General features: G+C 46.8%; 13 protein-coding genes and 1 tRNA gene. 9 read left to right on the forward strand and 5 right to left on the reverse strand.

Features of this window, described 5'->3' with window-relative positions:
• The first annotated feature begins 50 nt into the window (after positions 1–50).
• Entirely contained in the window at positions 51–728 is a 678-nt protein-coding gene (locus Q0174_RS00005; protein ID WP_298040738.1) for a tetratricopeptide repeat protein, read from the forward strand.
• Between the two features lie 762 nt (positions 729–1,490).
• Here Q0174_RS00005 and nfo read toward each other — a convergent pair.
• Together nfo and Q0174_RS00015 are read right to left on the reverse strand one after the other, a co-directional pair.
• Positions 1,491–2,345 (reverse strand): deoxyribonuclease IV, encoded by an 855-nt coding sequence (nfo, locus tag Q0174_RS00010; protein WP_298040740.1) that lies wholly within the window; start codon positions 2,343–2,345, stop codon positions 1,491–1,493.
• 367 nt (positions 2,346–2,712) lie between these two features.
• Positions 2,713–3,207 carry a hypothetical protein gene (locus tag Q0174_RS00015; RefSeq protein ID WP_298040742.1) on the reverse strand — a complete coding sequence of 165 codons (495 nt, stop codon included), beginning with the start codon at positions 3,205–3,207 and terminating at the stop codon, positions 2,713–2,715.
• Positions 3,208–3,284: 77 nt separating this feature from the next.
• Between Q0174_RS00015 and Q0174_RS00020 the strand changes: the two genes are divergently transcribed.
• The 8 genes from Q0174_RS00020 (at position 3,285) to Q0174_RS00055 (ending at position 11,066) form a co-directional block, all read left to right on the forward strand.
• Positions 3,285–3,359: transfer RNA gene (locus tag Q0174_RS00020), tRNA-Glu, on the forward strand.
• 247 nt (positions 3,360–3,606) lie between these two features.
• A complete protein-coding gene (locus Q0174_RS00025; protein ID WP_298040744.1) occupies positions 3,607–4,344 on the forward strand; it encodes a spore coat protein in 738 nt (245 codons plus the stop codon).
• On the forward strand, positions 4,328–5,527 hold the full coding sequence (locus Q0174_RS00030; protein WP_298040746.1) for a multidrug effflux MFS transporter: 1,200 nt from the start codon (positions 4,328–4,330) through the stop codon (positions 5,525–5,527). Before Q0174_RS00025 ends, Q0174_RS00030 begins: the two co-directional genes overlap by 17 nt.
• 103 nt (positions 5,528–5,630) lie before the next feature.
• Complete coding sequence (gene thrS / locus Q0174_RS00035; protein ID WP_298040748.1) at positions 5,631–7,454, forward strand: threonine--tRNA ligase; 1,824 nt, start codon at positions 5,631–5,633, stop codon at positions 7,452–7,454.
• The gene (gene infC, locus Q0174_RS00040) at positions 7,451–7,972 is read left to right on the forward strand and encodes a translation initiation factor IF-3 (RefSeq protein WP_177388239.1); all 522 of its coding nucleotides are present in this window, start codon (positions 7,451–7,453) and stop codon (positions 7,970–7,972) included. The genes thrS and infC overlap by 4 nt, the downstream gene beginning before the upstream one ends.
• A 315-nt stretch (positions 7,973–8,287) precedes the next feature.
• Positions 8,288–8,479, forward strand: coding sequence for a 50S ribosomal protein L35 (gene rpmI, locus Q0174_RS00045; RefSeq protein WP_005871089.1), 192 nt, complete (start codon positions 8,288–8,290; stop codon positions 8,477–8,479).
• Between the two features lie 98 nt (positions 8,480–8,577).
• Positions 8,578–8,934 carry a 50S ribosomal protein L20 gene (gene rplT, locus Q0174_RS00050; protein WP_297961674.1) on the forward strand — a complete coding sequence of 119 codons (357 nt, stop codon included), beginning with the start codon at positions 8,578–8,580 and terminating at the stop codon, positions 8,932–8,934.
• 128 nt (positions 8,935–9,062) lie between these two features.
• Positions 9,063–11,066, forward strand: coding sequence for an autotransporter domain-containing protein (locus Q0174_RS00055; protein ID WP_298040751.1), 2,004 nt, complete (start codon positions 9,063–9,065; stop codon positions 11,064–11,066).
• A gap of 479 nt (positions 11,067–11,545) precedes the next feature.
• On the opposite strand, the gene Q0174_RS00060 is transcribed toward Q0174_RS00055, so the two are convergent.
• Genes Q0174_RS00060 through selA form a run of 3 tightly spaced genes read right to left on the reverse strand, consistent with a single transcriptional unit; the run spans position 11,546 to position 15,731 of the window.
• The gene (locus Q0174_RS00060; RefSeq protein ID WP_298040753.1) at positions 11,546–12,259 is read right to left on the reverse strand and encodes a histidine kinase; all 714 of its coding nucleotides are present in this window, start codon (positions 12,257–12,259) and stop codon (positions 11,546–11,548) included.
• A 51-nt stretch (positions 12,260–12,310) separates the two neighbouring features.
• Entirely contained in the window at positions 12,311–14,131 is a 1,821-nt protein-coding gene (gene selB, locus Q0174_RS00065) for a selenocysteine-specific translation elongation factor (protein ID WP_298040755.1), read from the reverse strand.
• Complete coding sequence (gene selA / locus Q0174_RS00070) at positions 14,124–15,731, reverse strand: L-seryl-tRNA(Sec) selenium transferase (RefSeq protein ID WP_298040757.1); 1,608 nt, start codon at positions 15,729–15,731, stop codon at positions 14,124–14,126. The genes selB and selA overlap by 8 nt, the downstream gene beginning before the upstream one ends.
• Positions 15,732–15,884: the final 153 nt, after the last annotated feature.

Here is a 15,884-nt window from a genome sequence, read left to right on the forward strand (position 1 = left end):
GGGGGGGGGGGGGGTAGAATTAGCCAAATTTTACCCGGAAAGGATACTAAATGAAAAAATTGCTATTTGCGTTGGCGCTCGCCGTTTGCTTTGCGTTAGGAGCGTCCGAGCTTGAGACGCTAGAAAAAGAGTGCAATGACGGCGATATGGAGTCTTGCGCCGAGGCAGGATTGCAATGTAAGGATAACGCAAAAAAGCTAAAACTATTTGAAAAAGCTTGTAACGGCGGAAATAAGCTCGGTTGTCTCGGAGTCTCGGGCGTAATGATGCAAGAAGATCCAAAAAAAGCCGTCGAGTATTTTGAAAAAAAATGCGATTCTGGAGACGCTCTTGATTGCGCATTATTAGGGGTCATGTATAAGGACGGAGACGGAGTCGAAAAAGATATATCAAAAGCGGTAATCTATTATGATAAAGCTTGTGACATAGGAGATGGACTATCATGCGGTATGTTGGCAGATATGTACCGTAAAGGAGACGGCATAAAAATAGATTTCATAAGAGCGGCGGTTTATTATAAAAAAGGTTGCGACATAGCAGGCGAATTACTGAATTGCTACAATTTTGCGGTTTTTAACCATTACGTCGAAAAAGATAAAAGTAAAGCTGCGCAATACTTTAAAAAAGCTTGCGATCTAGGCAAAAATAAAAATTCTCTTTTTATGAATCTGCCCGAGTTTAAAGAAACTTGGCAAAAATCCTGCGATATGTATGAGCTACTAAAATAGCGCGCCGAGTTGCGGCCGGTACAATATGCATCGGCTGCGGCTCAAAATCCCCGCATCTAAATTTAAATCGCGGCGGTAGGCTACTAAGCTCAACGATAAAATTTTAAATTAATCGGGTGATATGCGGCAGAATTTAACGTAAATTTACACGGATCCTGCACAGATTTTGATGCGAGCAAAGCGCTAAAATAAAGAGGCGAATTTGTCATAAGCAAATGCGTGCTAAAAGCATAGATTGGTACGCAGCAAAATTTTAAGTTAGAATTTATGAAATCTTATGCGCTTCGCCTCTGCACGGATCGGACGAAAGTAGAATTGCAAGATTGGAATTTACGCAGTCGCGCGTATAAAGCTTCGCGCGAATTTTTTGATGTGGAATTTAGAATTTTAAAATTCCTAGAGCTTCGAATCTGGCACTGAGCCTTGAAATATCGTAGTGATAGAATTTTAAAATTTACCGCTGCATCGTTTTAAAAATCTTGCTTGAAAATTTTAATTACGCAGCGTAAAATTTTTCATTTCTGCCGCGACGCTGCGTTTTTCTATAAAAATTTTGCTCTTTTGCTCTGGTGCTGTATTTTCGTCGTAGAATTTCGCGACTTTTTACGGCGCAGAATTTTTAGCGCGAAGTTTCTCATTATTTTGCTTGTTAAAATTTAAGTGATAAATCCCACGATGTAAACGCACGGCATAAGGCTCTTATCGCTGGCGCCACTTTAAAGCGAAATGAGATAAATTCTACGTGGCGCAAAAGGCGTCCGATTAGGCCTTGGGGCGTCCTTGCATACTGCGCAAAAGCGCGATCTCCTCCGCCCAGAGGCTATCGTCGATCGTTTCTAAAATCAGCGGGATCTCGTCGATGTTCGGGTCGTTCATGATGTTTTCAAACGCCGCTAGCCCCAAAAATCCGCGTCCGAGGCTTTCGTGCCGATCCTTACGCACGCCAAGCTCGTTTTTCGTGTCGTTTAAGTGCATGCCGCTTAAAAATTTATAGCCGATCGCGCGGTCAAACTCGCTCATAGTGCGCTCGTAGGCCTGCGGGCTGCGAAGGTCGTATCCTGCGGCGAACGCGTGACAGGTGTCGATGCAGACGCTGATGCGATCTTTGTTTGAAATTTTGTCGATCACGTAAGCGAGCTGAGCGAAATCATAGCCGAGATTGGAGCCCTGGCCGGCGGTGTTTTCGAGCACGAGCTTGACGCCTGCGGTGTTTGCGATGGCGAAATTTAGCGACCCTGCGATATTATCCAGGCACTCTTGAGCTGAAATTTCATTTAGATGCGAGCCCGGATGAAAGTTCAAAAGCTTAAGTCCGAGCGCCTCGCAGCGGCGGATCTCGTCCACGAAGGCGTTTAGGGACTTCTCGCGCTCTGCCTCGCGCGGATGGCCCAAATTTATGAGGTAGCTGTCGTGTACCAAGACATGCTCCGCGCTGATGCCGCTTTGCCTCAGCGCGTCTTTAAATGCGGCGATCTCCTCCGCGCTAAGCGGCGGCGCGTCCCATCTGCGCTGATTTTTGACGAACATTGCAAACGCGTCCGCCCCGATCTTTGCGGCGTTTAACGGCGTGTTAGAAACCCCGCCGCTAGCACTCACGTGCGCTCCGATCCGCTTCATTTTACCTCCTAAATTTTATTTTACGCCGCGTGCGGCAAAATTTTATTAACTCTGGCCGCGCGCGGATTTTTAAATTTAAATGCGCGCTTTTCTTTCGCACATACGCGCTGCTTAGTAAATTTCGCCGCGAAGAGCCGGCGCAGAGTATTGATAAAACCGCGCCGTTTGCACAAGCTGAAAACTACCCCGCCGAGTAATGAAATTTTGACCGCTAGCGCCGTGTTTTAAAGCGGCGACCGAAGCGCATTATTTCCGTGCGGTTACAAGAACGCACCGCACGAAATTTTACTCGTTCGCGATTTGTTCACGCCGCCCACGAAATTGAATTTCACGTGCTACAAATATTGCTCGCGGCTAGCGCAAAATTTTACTGCAGCTCGCGGATTTTAATCTTTACGCCGCGCTTTGCGTCGGCGAAGCTTATGGATCTTCCGCCACCGTCCTTGTCGCGGCAAACCTTATAATCGATAGAGCCATCTTGCAGGCTTTGCGCGAGGCAACGGCGCTCGCCTGCGTCGCTGCCGCCAAAGATCGGCTTGCCGTCTAGGATTTGGCCGAGAAGCCCGCGGTAGTGCTCGGCGCCAAAGAATTTTTTATTGAAAACGAGCTCATCGTCGCACGCGCCGTTCATGCAAATTTTATCGCCTTTTAAAACCAGGCTCAGCACGCTGATGCCGCTTGCGTAAATTTGAACTTCGGTTTGGTTTTTAAATTTACGCATAAAGCCCGCGTCGCTGGTGCGAGTAAGCGGCGAAATGACGGTGAAATTTACAGCTTGCGTAGAAGCGGGCTTGAGTGCGGTGGTAGCACAGCCTGCGAGCAGAAGCGAAAGTGCAAGTGGCGCCAGAAAAGAGCATTTCATAAATAATCCTTAATTTAAGTTGGGTTTAAGTGCGTCTTGAGTAGAATACCGCCTTTAATCTTAATACCAGATTAAGTGGCCCCTTCGTCTAACGGTTAGGACATCGCCCTTTCACGGCGGTAAAACGAGTTCGAATCTCGTAGGGGTCGCCACTTCTAGCTTAAAAATTTTTTGACACAAATTTTAGCTTTTGTAAAATTCTGAAATTTTATCTAACTACTAAATTTCAAAATTATGCGCTTTCGCTGCTTCCTGCGCTACAAAATTTCAAGACTGCAATAAAATTCTACTTGATAGTTTTAAAATTTATCCCCGCCGAATTTATGTAATAAATTTTATGCAAACAAATAAAACTCGCAAATTTAGCTCTTTCTAAAAAAAATTCGCTAAATTTATTGAATGCAAAATTTTAAAGAATATGTAAATGAAATTCTAAAAAATCATCCTGGCGAGCGCGTCACGAGCTTTAGTTTCGAAGGAGAGAAATACTGGCTAAAGCAGCCGGAACTGCGCATCCGCGGTGGATTGCTTACGAAAATATTTAAAGCAAATCCGAAAGCCGCTTTCGATTACGAAGCGCTAAAATGCGAGAGCCTGTACGCAGCCGGCGCGCCTGTGCCGCAGCTGGTGCTGCGAGACGAGAACTTTTTCGTACTCAAAGACGGCGGCACGCCGGTGGACGAGGTGCTAAAAAGCTCGGATGAGGCATTTTGTGTGGCGCTCATTCAGGGTTACGCTGCAGCGTTAGCACAGCTGCATTCGCGCGGCTTCATACACGGCAGACCCGCACTGCGCGACGTCTTAGTAAAAAACGGCGAAATGAAATTTATAGATTTTGAAAATCGCGGCGAGCGCGGTGATCTGCAAAAAGCTAAAATGCGAGATTTTTTGCTGTTTGTCTATGATCTGTGTCGTGAAGGGCTGAACGAAGGCTTGGTGCGCGCAGGCATTCGCACCTACGCCTCAAGCGGCGGGCAGGATGTAGTGCAAAGTGCGTGGGCTACGGTACTTGCGCTGCGTCCGATATATTTTATCGCCAGGCTCTTGCCGCAAAAATTTAAAGATCTAAACGCGCTCGTGCGCACGTTTGAGCTCTGCCTAAAAATAATTGAGGAAAACGATGGTCAAACAAAGTAAATTCGCTAAATTTAAGCTGGTGATTATACTCGCCTATATGTCCGCTCTGGCGCCACTTTCCACCGATATGTATCTGCCTGCGCTGGAAAAGGTAAAGGCAAGCTTTGCTACGAGCGAGTTTTACACTCAGCTATCGGTTGCGAGTTTTTTCATCGCTTTTGCACTAGGACAGCTCGTTTATGGGCCGCTGAGCGATAAATTTGGCCGTAAAAAGCCGTTATACGCGGGCATTTTGCTTTTTATATGTGCATCGCTTGCTTGCGTGAGCTTTGATAGTGTTTACGCGTTTATATTTTTTAGATTTTTGCAAGCTTTGGGTGGGTGCGCTGGAGTGGTACTTGCGCGAGCCGTAATTAATGATAAATTCGAACTGCACGAGGCTGCGGCGATGTTTGCGCTGATGATGGTCGTAGGCTCGCTAGCGCCGATGCTAGCACCAACTCTAGGTGGATTTGTGCTAGATTTTTTCTCATGGCAAGCGATTTTTGCGATTTTGTTTGCGCTTGGAATTTTGCTTTTTGCATTTATATTTTTCGGACTCGACGAGAGCGCTCAGATAGACAGGACTGCTACACTTAGCGTAAAAGGCGTGCTTGGCGAATACAGCATAATCTTGCGAAATAAAGAATTTATGCGCTATACGCTAGGATTTGCGGTTGCGATGAGCGCGCTTTTTGCTTATATCACGGGCTCTAGCTTTATATTTTTGGGCTATTATGGTTTGGGTGAGCATGCCTTTGGCGTAATATTTGGCATCAACGCTCTTGGAATGACCCTTGTTTCGGCACTAAATGCCAAACTCGTGCAAAATCGCGAACCCGCCGCTTTATTAAATTTCGGCCTAATAGCGATGCTAGTGACAAGCTTGATTTTGCTTGCATGCGCTATGCTTGACCTTCCTTTCATCTGCTTTGAGGCTTCGCTTTTTGTATTACTTTCGTCTCTTGGCTTTGTTGCGCCTAACGCCACGACGCTTGCGATGGCGCTGTATAAGGACGGCAACTCGGGCGCAGCTTCGGCGGTACTGGGGACTGCGCAATTTGCTATCGCCGGGGCTATTTCGTTTATCGTGGGTGCAGTGGGAGCGAATAAGCCGTTTTTGCTCGCAAGTGTGATGGCGATTTGTGCTCTTTGTGCTAACGCCGTGTATTTTTTATTGCGAGAAAAGAATCAAAAATTTTAATTTTAATATTTTTTAAATTTATCGTTAAGGATTGATTGGCTAAAATTAACACTCGTTCTTTCAGCGTAAGAAAGACAATTCGGTAAAAAGAGGAAACAAGCCAATGAGCGATATTATCGCGTATAAATTTAACGGTGAAATTTACGATACACAAAGTATCGGTGAGCACGCAAGCGAGGCGCAACCGATATATTTCGATAACTCCGAGGACGCGCTAAAGGTGATCCGCCACTCCTGTGCGCACCTTTTGGCGCAGGCGGTGCGCGAGCTATACCCAGGTGCAAAATTTTTCGTAGGGCCCGCGATCGAAGATGGGTTTTACTATGATATGCGCGTTAGCAAAGATAACGGCGAGAAGCTCGGTGAAGAGGATTTGGGGGCGATCGAAAAAAAGATGCGCGCGCTTGCCGAGGCAAATTTAGAGATTAAAAAGATAGCCTCCACTAAAGAGGCGGTCGCGAAAAAATATGCAAACGACGATCTTAAACAGGAAGTTTTAAAACGTATCCCCGAAGGCCCAGTCAGCTTATACGCGCAGGGCGAGTTTGAGGACATCTGCCGCGGCCCGCACGTGCAAAATACGAAATTTTTGAAAAATTTCGCCCTTACTCGCATCGCGGGAGCGTATCTCGGCGGTGACGAGAAGCGCGAGATGCTAACTCGCATCTACGGCGTCGTATTTGCCGATAAAGATAGCCTTAAAAAGCACCTTACGATGCTCGAAGAAGCCAAGAAGCGCGATCACCGAAAGCTAGGAGCTGAGATGAAATTTTTCACCTTCGACGAGCAGATCGGCGCAGGACTTCCGATCTGGCTTCCTGCCGGCACGAGGATGCGTATAAAGCTCGAGGGGCGCCTTTATAGGCAGCTTCGCAAGCGCGGCTACGAGCCGGTGCGAGGTCCTGAAATTTTAAAATCCGACGCGTGGAAGATCAGCGGACACTACAGCAATTACAAAGAAAATATGTATTTTACGACGATCGAGGATCAAGAATACGGTATCAAGCCGATGAACTGCGTCGGTCATATCAAGGTTTATCAAAGCGAAATCCGCTCATATCGCGATCTGCCGCTTAAATTTTGCGAGTACGGCGTCGTGCACCGCCATGAAAAAAGCGGCGTATTGCACGGACTTTTCCGCGTGCGCGAGTTTACGCAGGACGACGCACATCTGTTTGTGATGCCAAGCCAGATCAAAGAAAACGTCTATGAAATTTTAGATTTCGTGGGGCTTTTGATGAAAGCCTTCGGCTTTGAATACGAGCTTGAAATTTCGACCAAACCGCAAAAGGCGGTCGGCGACGACGAGGTTTGGGAGATCGCGACGAAGGCTTTAAAAGACGCGCTTGACGAAAAAGGCTTAAAATACGGCCTAGACGAGGGCGGCGGCGCATTCTACGGACCTAAGATCGATATCAAAATCACCGATGCGCTCGGGCGAAAATGGCAGTGCGGCACGGTGCAGGTCGATTTTAACCTGCCTGCGCGCTTCGAGCTTGGTTACATCGACGAAAATAATGAAAAAAAGCAGCCCGTGATGCTGCATCGCGCGATTTTGGGAAGCTTCGAGCGCTTCGTGGGGATTTTGCTCGAGCACACCGCGGGCGAGCTTCCGTTTTGGATCTGTCCTACGCAGGTATCGATCGTGCCGATCGGCGAGGCGCACGCAGACTACGCGAAAGAAATTTTAAATTTGCTGCGCGCTGCGGACATTGACGGCGAAATTTTAGATAAAAACGAGACGCTAAATAAACGAATCAGAACGGCTGAAAAGCAGAAGGTGCCGCTCATCATCGTCCTAGGCGATAATGAAGTTTCGGCTCGCAGCGTGGCTCTGCGCGATCGCATGGCGCGCGAACAGCGAAATTTAGGGCTGGATGAGTTTTTAAATTTCGTAAAAGCTAAATTAAACGAGGTGAATTTTTGAGCAGAGGCAAAGAGGTTTTTCTAAACGAGGACATTCCGGCTAGCGAAGTCAGGTGCATAGGCGACAACGGCGAGGTTTACGGCATAATTTCAAAGGCGCAGGCGCTGCAGATCGCCGAGCGAGAGGGTGTGGATCTGGTTTTGATAGCGCCCGATGCAAAGCCGCCCGTTTGCAAGGTCATGAACTACAGCAAATTTCGCTATCAGCAGGAAAAAAAGCTCAAAGAGGCGAAAAAAAAGCAAAAAATCATCGAGGTCAAAGAGATCAAGCTGTCCGCCAAAATCGCTCAAAATGACATTAATTACAAAGTAAAACACGCGAAAGAATTCCTTAGTAGCGGCAAACACGTCAAGCTTCGCGTATTTTTAAAAGGGCGCGAGATGTCGAGCCCCGAAATCGGAGTAAATTTGCTCAATAAAATTTGGGACGAATTTTTTGCAGAAGTTGCCGATCGCGATAAAGCGCCTGCGCTGGAGGGTCGCTACGTAAATATGCTGATCACGCCGAAAAAGGCGTAGCGTAAATTTAACGGTATTTTGCGCCGAGTGCGGCAAAATTTTAAAATTTACGCGCTGTTTTTCCCCGCGGTACAGCGCGTAAATTTAAACTAAATAGCAAAATTTTAAAATTTATACAGGCTAGTTTATCTCTAAATTTAACCCTTTAAATTTGTATAAATTTTTTTGGATCCAGCTAAACCGAATCTTAAGCGGGCGGCAAAATTTAACTTTAAATTTATCTTGCGTTAATTTAAGCTCTAAAATTCCTTAAATTCAAATTTTTCAAAGAAACTTTATTATATACTTCTCATTCACTTTAAAAAAAGGACGACCATGCCAAAGATGAAAAGCGTGCGCGGTGCCGTCAAGCGTTTTAAAGCGGGCAAAAACAAGATCAAAAGAGGCTCGGCGTTTCGCAGCCATATTTTGACGAAGATGTCTCAAAAACGCAAGAGGAATTTGCGCGAGGCCCAATACGTCGATTCTACGAACGTATCTGCGGTTAAAAAAATGCTTTGCAAATAGTGCGAAGTTAGTTTTTGACGAAAGTCATTCAAACTCCCCTAAATTTATGGATTTTAGGGCAAGATCCCAAAAGGGACGCCGATTAAGAAAGGATTAATATGGCAAGAGTAAAAACGGGCATCGTTAGACGCCGCCGTCACAACAAGGTGCTAAAGCTTGCGCGCGGATTTTATAGCGCAAGACGCAAACATTTCAGAAAGGCCAAAGAGCAGCTGGAGAGAAGCCTCGTTTACGCCTTCCGTGACAGACGCGCGAAAAAACGCGATTTCCGCAGACTTTGGATAGTGCGCATCAATGCAGCTTGCAGGCTGAACGACATCAGCTATTCTAAATTTATAAACGGACTGAAAAAAGCGGGCATCGAGCTTGATAGAAAAATTTTAGCAAATATGGCTATGAACGACGCCGAAGCTTTCGCAACCGTCGCGAAGAAGGCAAAAGCAGCATTAAAATAAGCTTTAAAATTTGGCCGTCTTAGGGCGGCTAAATTTTTAAATTTCGACAAAGCTTTTAATTTTAAAAGCGCGTCCGCAAATTTGTCGAAATTTAAGAATTTGGATAATTTTATTTGAGGCGGTGCAGAATGCTAAAGTCTTTGAAAAAAATCGTATCTCTTGCGCTTGTCGGTGCAGCAGGGTTCGGCTATGCGAGCGAGCAGAATTCCTGGAGCTATGCAAACGCGCAAAAATCACCTTCCAACAACACTTCCCGTTCCGATGTAATGAGCGCTGCGGATAGCTTGGGCGCGAAATTAAGCAGGCACGACGCGGCTAGCGATAGCTCCGCGAGCGACGAGTATGAAAACTCATTTCGTATCAAGCTCGAGTACGCAAGGGGCTTTGCCAAAAAGGGCTCATATTCGGGCAGGCTTAATAATCAGCGCGTTATGATGCCTGCATTTCGCTGGACGGGCAATAGCGGCGTAAATGCCGAGTTTTGGAACGGCATTACCAATATAGGCGGCGCGCTGGTTCCTTATGTGGCTTTCGGCTCATACGAAAAGCGCCCAGGAGGAGATTCTCACTCACAATATTTGGTGCGAAGAGACGAGGATTTGGCTCAAATGCAGCGCAATAAAGCCGCGGGTATCAAAAATCTCGCCTATACTTATACGGGCACTACCGGTCCTATCGGTCCTGACGGTCGTCCTACTGCCATTGGTTCAAGTAGAAATTTAAGCCTAGTATATGCCGATATCGATAATTTTGTAAATTTCTACGGCAGAGAAAACATCGCGGGATACTTCATCGACGAGGTCAATACCGAGGATAACCCTTCCAATATCGCTTATATGGCTAGCATTTATAATTACATTAAATCCAAATATCCGGAGATGCTCGTTTTGGCGAATAACGGCTGGGGGGTACGCGATGCCATAGCCCCTTACGCGGACGTCTGGATGCTGCAAGAAGTAAGCGCGGACGAGTATATCAACCGCTATCGCGCCAGAACCTCGGAATTTGAAAAAGACCCCGCAAATTCCGCTAAAATCTTACACGTCATCTATAACGCCTCGCCCGAGCAATATGACGAGATTATAAGGCTGTCGCGCGAGCGCAATGCGGCGAATTTATTCATCACTTCCGATACGAACCGCTATCCTGGCGGATACGACGATCTGCCGAGCTATTTTGAGGCGCTGATGCTAGCGATCAATAACTTCACGCCTAAAAACGGCAGCCTGTTTTCGCAGGTCGCAAGAGGCGGCAACCGGGTAGGCATCGAGATGCCGCGCTCGAAGGTCGATCTGGATCTTACAAAGCTTGCAAGAAATTCCGCTTATAAAAATTTAACCGACACCGACGGGCAGGAGTTTAACGTAAACGTAAGCGCGATCGGAAACTATGGCGGGGATTACAAAGACCGCTCGGGCGGCGTCAAATACGATTACAAGAGCGACGGAATTTTACTCGGAGCCTCCAAGAGAGTGGATGATCTTACGCTGGGCGTGATCTTTGGGTACCAAAAATCGGACGCTTGGTATGAGGGTAAATTCGACGGCGTGAAAGAAAACATCAAATCCTACGAGCTCGGTCTGGCGGGTAGATACGATTTTAACGAGAACGTGGATCTGGCGGTAAATTTAACATATTCGACGAACGATCATAAATTTGAAACCAATAACGGATTCGGCGCTATCCACGGCGCGAAATACAAGTCGCAAATTTGGGATTTTAGTACGAGAGCCGGGTACAAATTCTTATTTGAAAACGGCTACATTAAGCCATATTTGGGGTTTGGAGCGATTAGGGTGGACGAAGATGCGATATCCAGGCTTAAATTTAGCTCCGCTTCAAAAACCGCGCCGAACGGCACCGCGGGAATTTACGCGATCAAGGCTTTCGGCGATCTGCAGATATTCGCAAATGCGGAGTACGAGCATCGATTTAGCGGTAATTCGTATCACGCGAGCAGAAAGTATTCGGACAGATACGACGTCGAGGGGCTTGATTATTCTAGCGGCGTGTTTAATGGCGCGATCGGACTGAAATATAAGATCCTTCAAAGCGTCGCACTTAGCGCGTCGTACGAGCTAAGCGAGAGCAAAAATAGCCTTGCTAGAGCCGCTTTTGACGTGGAGTTTTGATTTTAATCGGAGTAGTCCAAGATAGGCAGCTTGAAGTACGATTACAAATTCCTCTTTGCCGCAAATCAAAAATTTGCGGCTAAATTTTATCTGGGCTTTGCCGCGAAATTTTAAAATTTCGGCTGTAAGATATTTACTCGTATAATTTCTGCTTTGAAATTCCATGTAACACTATTTTTGCGCCGCTTCGGATGCGAAGCCACGAGATATAATCGCTGCCGTAGAATTTTGCGCGGACGCTGAGGATTTTTTAAAATTCTAAATTTTGCCCGTTTAAAACTTTGCGGATCGCGTTTCATCCATAAGGGATTTTAAAATTCTATGCGCGGCGCAACTGAGGATTTTTAAAAGCAGCGGAATTTTAAGAATTCCAAGGGAGCATTCAAATTTTCTAGGCAAAATTTAGACTGATTGGAAGTTGCCGAAATTTGGCAAAAGAAGCGAAATTTTGCGGATCGCTCCGCAAAATTTAAAAGAGATTATTTTAGCTTGTCTAGTTCGATGATGTAAGGCACTGAGTTTACTCCCGCACCGAAATATTTGGCAGCTAGGGCTTTTGCAGCATTTAGCTCGGCAGCGCTTACGTCTTTGGCACCTGCTTTGTTATCTTCAGCGTAATATTTTTTAAAAACCGCTATCTTTTGCTCGTCGGTTTTAGCATTTTTGATCTCTTTGTAGATGAGCGCGGATTTTGCGTGGCCGTCATCGCCGTGAACGGAGGTCATGATTATATCGACATTGTTATTTTTTAACGTTTCTTCGATCCTTGCCATCTCTTTGCGGCAGAATGGACACAAAGCGTCTGTCAGCATCAAAATCGTAGGCTTTTTGGGATCGTTTCCTAGCTTGATAATATTGTCTTTGCTCTCTGCTTTGAAGATCTTGCTTAGCTGTCCTGCGATGCGGTCTTGTTTGATCTGCTCCTTATAGACTACGCGTTTTTTAGGATCGATGATATCGGTAAAGATCAGATCGCCTTGGGTGAAGATGATCTCCTCTTGCGACATATTGCCTTGAGAGATTTTTAAAACGACCGCCTCAACGCCCTTTGGCTCGCTAAGTGGGATGCGCTCGGCGACCTTTATTTCGATGCCTTGAGGCGCGCCGCCGTAGATAGATAAAATTTCGCTGTCGCTTAAAGCCGCGTTTAGGCTCGCTGCGAGCGCAACTGAAGTTAAAATAGCTTTTTTCATTTTTTTCCTTTGCAAAAAATTCCGCGCATTGTAGTGCAAAATTTTAAATTTTTACTTTTTCAGATAGCGTTTATTGTCGATCGTAACGATATTCCCCATTTTATCTAGGTACTCGAGATAGCAGATTACGAATTTCCTGCTAAGCCCAAGCTCCTCTTTGGCGTTAGTGACGTTTACGAAGCCATCTTTTTCGATGATTGCGTAGAGGCGTTTGATCGCTAGGGCTAAATTTTCAGCCTCGACGAAGAGATTGTGTGCGAGACGGACGACCTTTTTGGCGTAGGTCAGCTTCTTTAGCGCGTCATCGCCGCTACTGCGGTCGATCTCTAGCTCGTCATAGACGTTATACGGCGCGAGAGGCGCTATGCCACCCTTTTTGATGAGATCAAAAATTTTACTCTCCAGACTCTGTTTGAGCGCGTCAAAATCCACCCCCGATTTTACGTAAACTCCGCCCTTTTTGGAGACGATGCCGCCTCGCTCAAGCTCGCTAAGCGCGCGCGCGGCGAGCTCTTCGCTAGCCCACGAGAGCTTTAGGGCGATCGAGGCGGGCGAAAAGATCGCGTAGTCGTTTTTTGAGACGATAAATTTTATGAGGCTTTTTACGTCCTCGATCGCGCTTAGATCGTAAACACATAAATTTGCTTCGTCAAAATACGTCCCCTCTAGGCCGCGCGCGATCTTTATCGCTTCGTCGTACTCCATCCCGAAGCGCTGATACGCAGAAAATAGCCCGAATCCATGTTTGTGAAAGAGGCTTAAAATTTTAAACGCTTCGGTGAAATTTCGCTTCAAAAGCGCGGTGAGAAGCACGGCTTTACTCTGCTTTTTTAGCGGCTCGACTACGGCGTTTAGCACGCGTCCTCCGCCGATTACGCGTGAGTTTGACAAGCAGACGAAGGGCTCGTCAAATTTCAAAAACATTGTTTTGTCAAATTTAAAGCTTACGAGCTTCTCGCCGCTAGGAAGTTCTTTTAAAATGAGCGCTTTTGCTGCGCTTTGCTTGCTTCCGACGCAAAACAGCACGTCTTGGTTGTGTGAAATTTCGCCGCTAAAGGTGCAGTCGGCTTCATTAAAGCCGCGGAAAAAACCTTTTTTGGTTAAAATTTGCCCCTTCTCAAGCTCGCTCGTTTTGGCGTCAAGACTTAGCGCGACGCGGTTTGGAGCCTGCGCCAGCGGCGTGTCCTCGTCGTGTATCTGCACGCTTTTGACGTTAAAAATTTTACCCAGATCGCAGTTGTAAAGCTTCTCGCCCTTTGAAATCGCGCCGTTAATGAGACTGCCCGTTACGATGGTGCCAAGCCCCTTAAGCGAAAAAACTCGGTCGATGTAGTAGTGTACCACGCCGCCTCCTTGGCGCTGCACGGGCTTGATATTAAAGAGATAGTTTTTCAGCTCGGCGATGCTTGCGGGATCTTTTATGCTGATAAAAAAGGTATTTAAAATTTGTAAATCCTTAAATTTACAGATGTATTCCCTGCACTGCGCCGCGACCTCAGATCTGCGCGCGTCGTCCGCTAGATCGCACTTGCTGATGCATAAGATCACGCTTTTTACCCCAAGCAGCGATAAAATTTGAATATGCTCTTTGCTTTGCGGCATTAGCCCGTCGTCCGCGGCGACTACCAGCATCGCAGCGTCGAAGGCATATGCGCCGCTAATCATCGTCTTTACTAGATTTTCATGCCCAGGAACGTCGATGAAAGCAACATTGGTATCCCCCGAGCGTAGATGCGAAAAGCTAAGATCGATCGTGATGCCACGTTCTTTTTCGCTCGGCATTCGGTCCCCCTCAAAGCCGTTTAGCGCCTTGATTAATGCGGTTTTTCCGTGATCGATATGGCCTGCGGTGCCGATGATTACGCTATTCATAAATTTCTCCGATCTTTTTTATTAAATCTTGCAAGTCGCTTTTTAAAATCGATCTGAAATCGAGCAAAAATTTATCATCCTCGATCCGCCCGATTATGCCCGCAGTGCGAAATTTTGCCTGCATGCTCTGCGGATCTGAGCCATCTAAGATCGCAAGCGCGACGCTAGGGTAGGAGGCGCCGGGCATCGTGCCGCCGCCTACGAAGGTGGTAGTAGGCACGATCTGCGATTTTACGCCGATGCGCGATCGCACTAGCTCCGCCCGCTCGCGCAGCTCATCTAGGCTTAGATGGATCTGATCTATCGTCGTGATGAGGTGAAATTCTTTATTTATATACGCCTTGATGGTCTCGGCAAGCAGGCTTAGCGTGATCTTGTCCACGCGCAGCATTCGCAGTAGCTGGTTTTTACGCAGGCGCGCGATGAGCTCGTGATCTCCTAGAATGATGCCGCACTGCACGGAGCCGAAAAGCTTGTCGCCGCTAAAGCTAAGCAGCCGCACGCCGCTTTTTAAAAGCTCAAAAATGGATGGCTCGCTTTTGCCTAGTCCAAATCCCAGCTCGCTTGCATAGCCGCTTCCAAGATCGTAGTAATCGATGATCTCGTTAAAATCGTCCGTTTTTTTCATGCTAAATTTTGCGGGGTAAATTTTAGAAATTTCGCTATTGTCGCCCGCACTGTCTCTATGAAAACACTCGCTCTTTTTGGACGGCTCGCCGCTATCTAAATTTAGAGCATTCGCAGAAGCGGCAGCTAAGCCTAAACCATTCGGCGCAGAATTTAAAATTTCGCCGTCCGTGTCCGAAGAGCCGCCGCAAAGATCTGCTAAATTTTTAAAGCTTGCCGCTCTAAGCGCTAAAAATTCTCTCTTTGCCTGTGAGGCGCGACGTGCGAGAGCCGCTACTTCCGCAGCACTTACGCTAGAGCTAAAGCCTGAAATTTTAAAATTTGAGCGGTGCACCTTCATCAAGATCGCCGTGTTTTCATTGATCGCTTCTTCGTAATCGTCTAGCTTGGTTTTGTTCGTGGTGCCGATTTCTACGAGCTTTGCGCCAGAGTTTGCCATCACTTCGCTTACTCGAAAGCTCCCGCCGATCTCGACTAGCTCGCCGCGGCTTACCACGACTTCGCGTCCGCGCGCGAAGGTATTTAGCACCAAAAAGACCGCCGCAGCGTTGTTATTGACCACGAGCGCGTCCTGCGCGCCGAAAAGCTCGCTGCACAAAAGCGCTATGTAGTCGTATCTGTTGCCGCGCGCCCCCTCGGATAGGTCGTATTCTAAATTTGAATATGAGGTGATGATCTTTTGCGCGCGGGCTAAAATTTCGGCGCTGATAACGCTGCGGCCGAGGTTTGTGTGTAGTACGACGCCGGTTGCGTTAATAAGCGGTTTGAGGCTTAGATTTTGAAATTTTTCGTAGCGCGATTTGATGCGCGCGATGATCTCGCTTTCGCTTGCGACCGCGCCTCCTTGCAGCGCCTTTTTGCGCTCCTGCCGGATGAGCTCTTGCGCGATTTTGATGATTTGCGGGCGGAGGCAGTTTTGAAACTCCTGCGCGTTTGCGATTTTGTCGATTTTTGGTAGTTTAATTCGTTGCATTGCGACCCCGATGCCTTAAAATTTAGGCGATTTTATCATTTAAAGCTTTGATTTTGCTTTATCTATAGAATTATTAATTTAAATTCGATTTACTTTAAGTGCAGAATTTAAAAGCTGTTTAGAAAATAAGAGTAAAACCCGCCTAATTATCAA

Source organism: uncultured Campylobacter sp., assembly GCF_937996225.1.
In the GTDB taxonomy this organism is placed as follows: domain Bacteria; phylum Campylobacterota; class Campylobacteria; order Campylobacterales; family Campylobacteraceae; genus Campylobacter_B.

Coding starts and splice junctions, on each gene's coding strand:
- Q0174_RS00005 (WP_298040738.1), top strand. CDS start 51: ATGAAAAAATTGCTATTTGCGTTGGCGCTCGCCGTTTGCTTTGCGTTA.
- nfo (WP_298040740.1), bottom strand. CDS start 2,345: ATGAAGCGGATCGGAGCGCACGTGAGTGCTAGCGGCGGGGTTTCTAAC.
- Q0174_RS00015 (WP_298040742.1), bottom strand. CDS start 3,207: ATGAAATGCTCTTTTCTGGCGCCACTTGCACTTTCGCTTCTGCTCGCA.
- Q0174_RS00025 (WP_298040744.1), top strand. CDS start 3,607: ATGCAAAATTTTAAAGAATATGTAAATGAAATTCTAAAAAATCATCCT.
- Q0174_RS00030 (WP_298040746.1), top strand. CDS start 4,328: ATGGTCAAACAAAGTAAATTCGCTAAATTTAAGCTGGTGATTATACTC.
- thrS (WP_298040748.1), top strand. CDS start 5,631: ATGAGCGATATTATCGCGTATAAATTTAACGGTGAAATTTACGATACA.
- rpmI (WP_005871089.1), top strand. CDS start 8,288: ATGCCAAAGATGAAAAGCGTGCGCGGTGCCGTCAAGCGTTTTAAAGCG.
- rplT (WP_297961674.1), top strand. CDS start 8,578: ATGGCAAGAGTAAAAACGGGCATCGTTAGACGCCGCCGTCACAACAAG.
- Q0174_RS00055 (WP_298040751.1), top strand. CDS start 9,063: ATGCTAAAGTCTTTGAAAAAAATCGTATCTCTTGCGCTTGTCGGTGCA.
- Q0174_RS00060 (WP_298040753.1), bottom strand. CDS start 12,259: ATGAAAAAAGCTATTTTAACTTCAGTTGCGCTCGCAGCGAGCCTAAAC.
- selB (WP_298040755.1), bottom strand. CDS start 14,131: ATGAATAGCGTAATCATCGGCACCGCAGGCCATATCGATCACGGAAAA.
- selA (WP_298040757.1), bottom strand. CDS start 15,731: ATGCAACGAATTAAACTACCAAAAATCGACAAAATCGCAAACGCGCAG.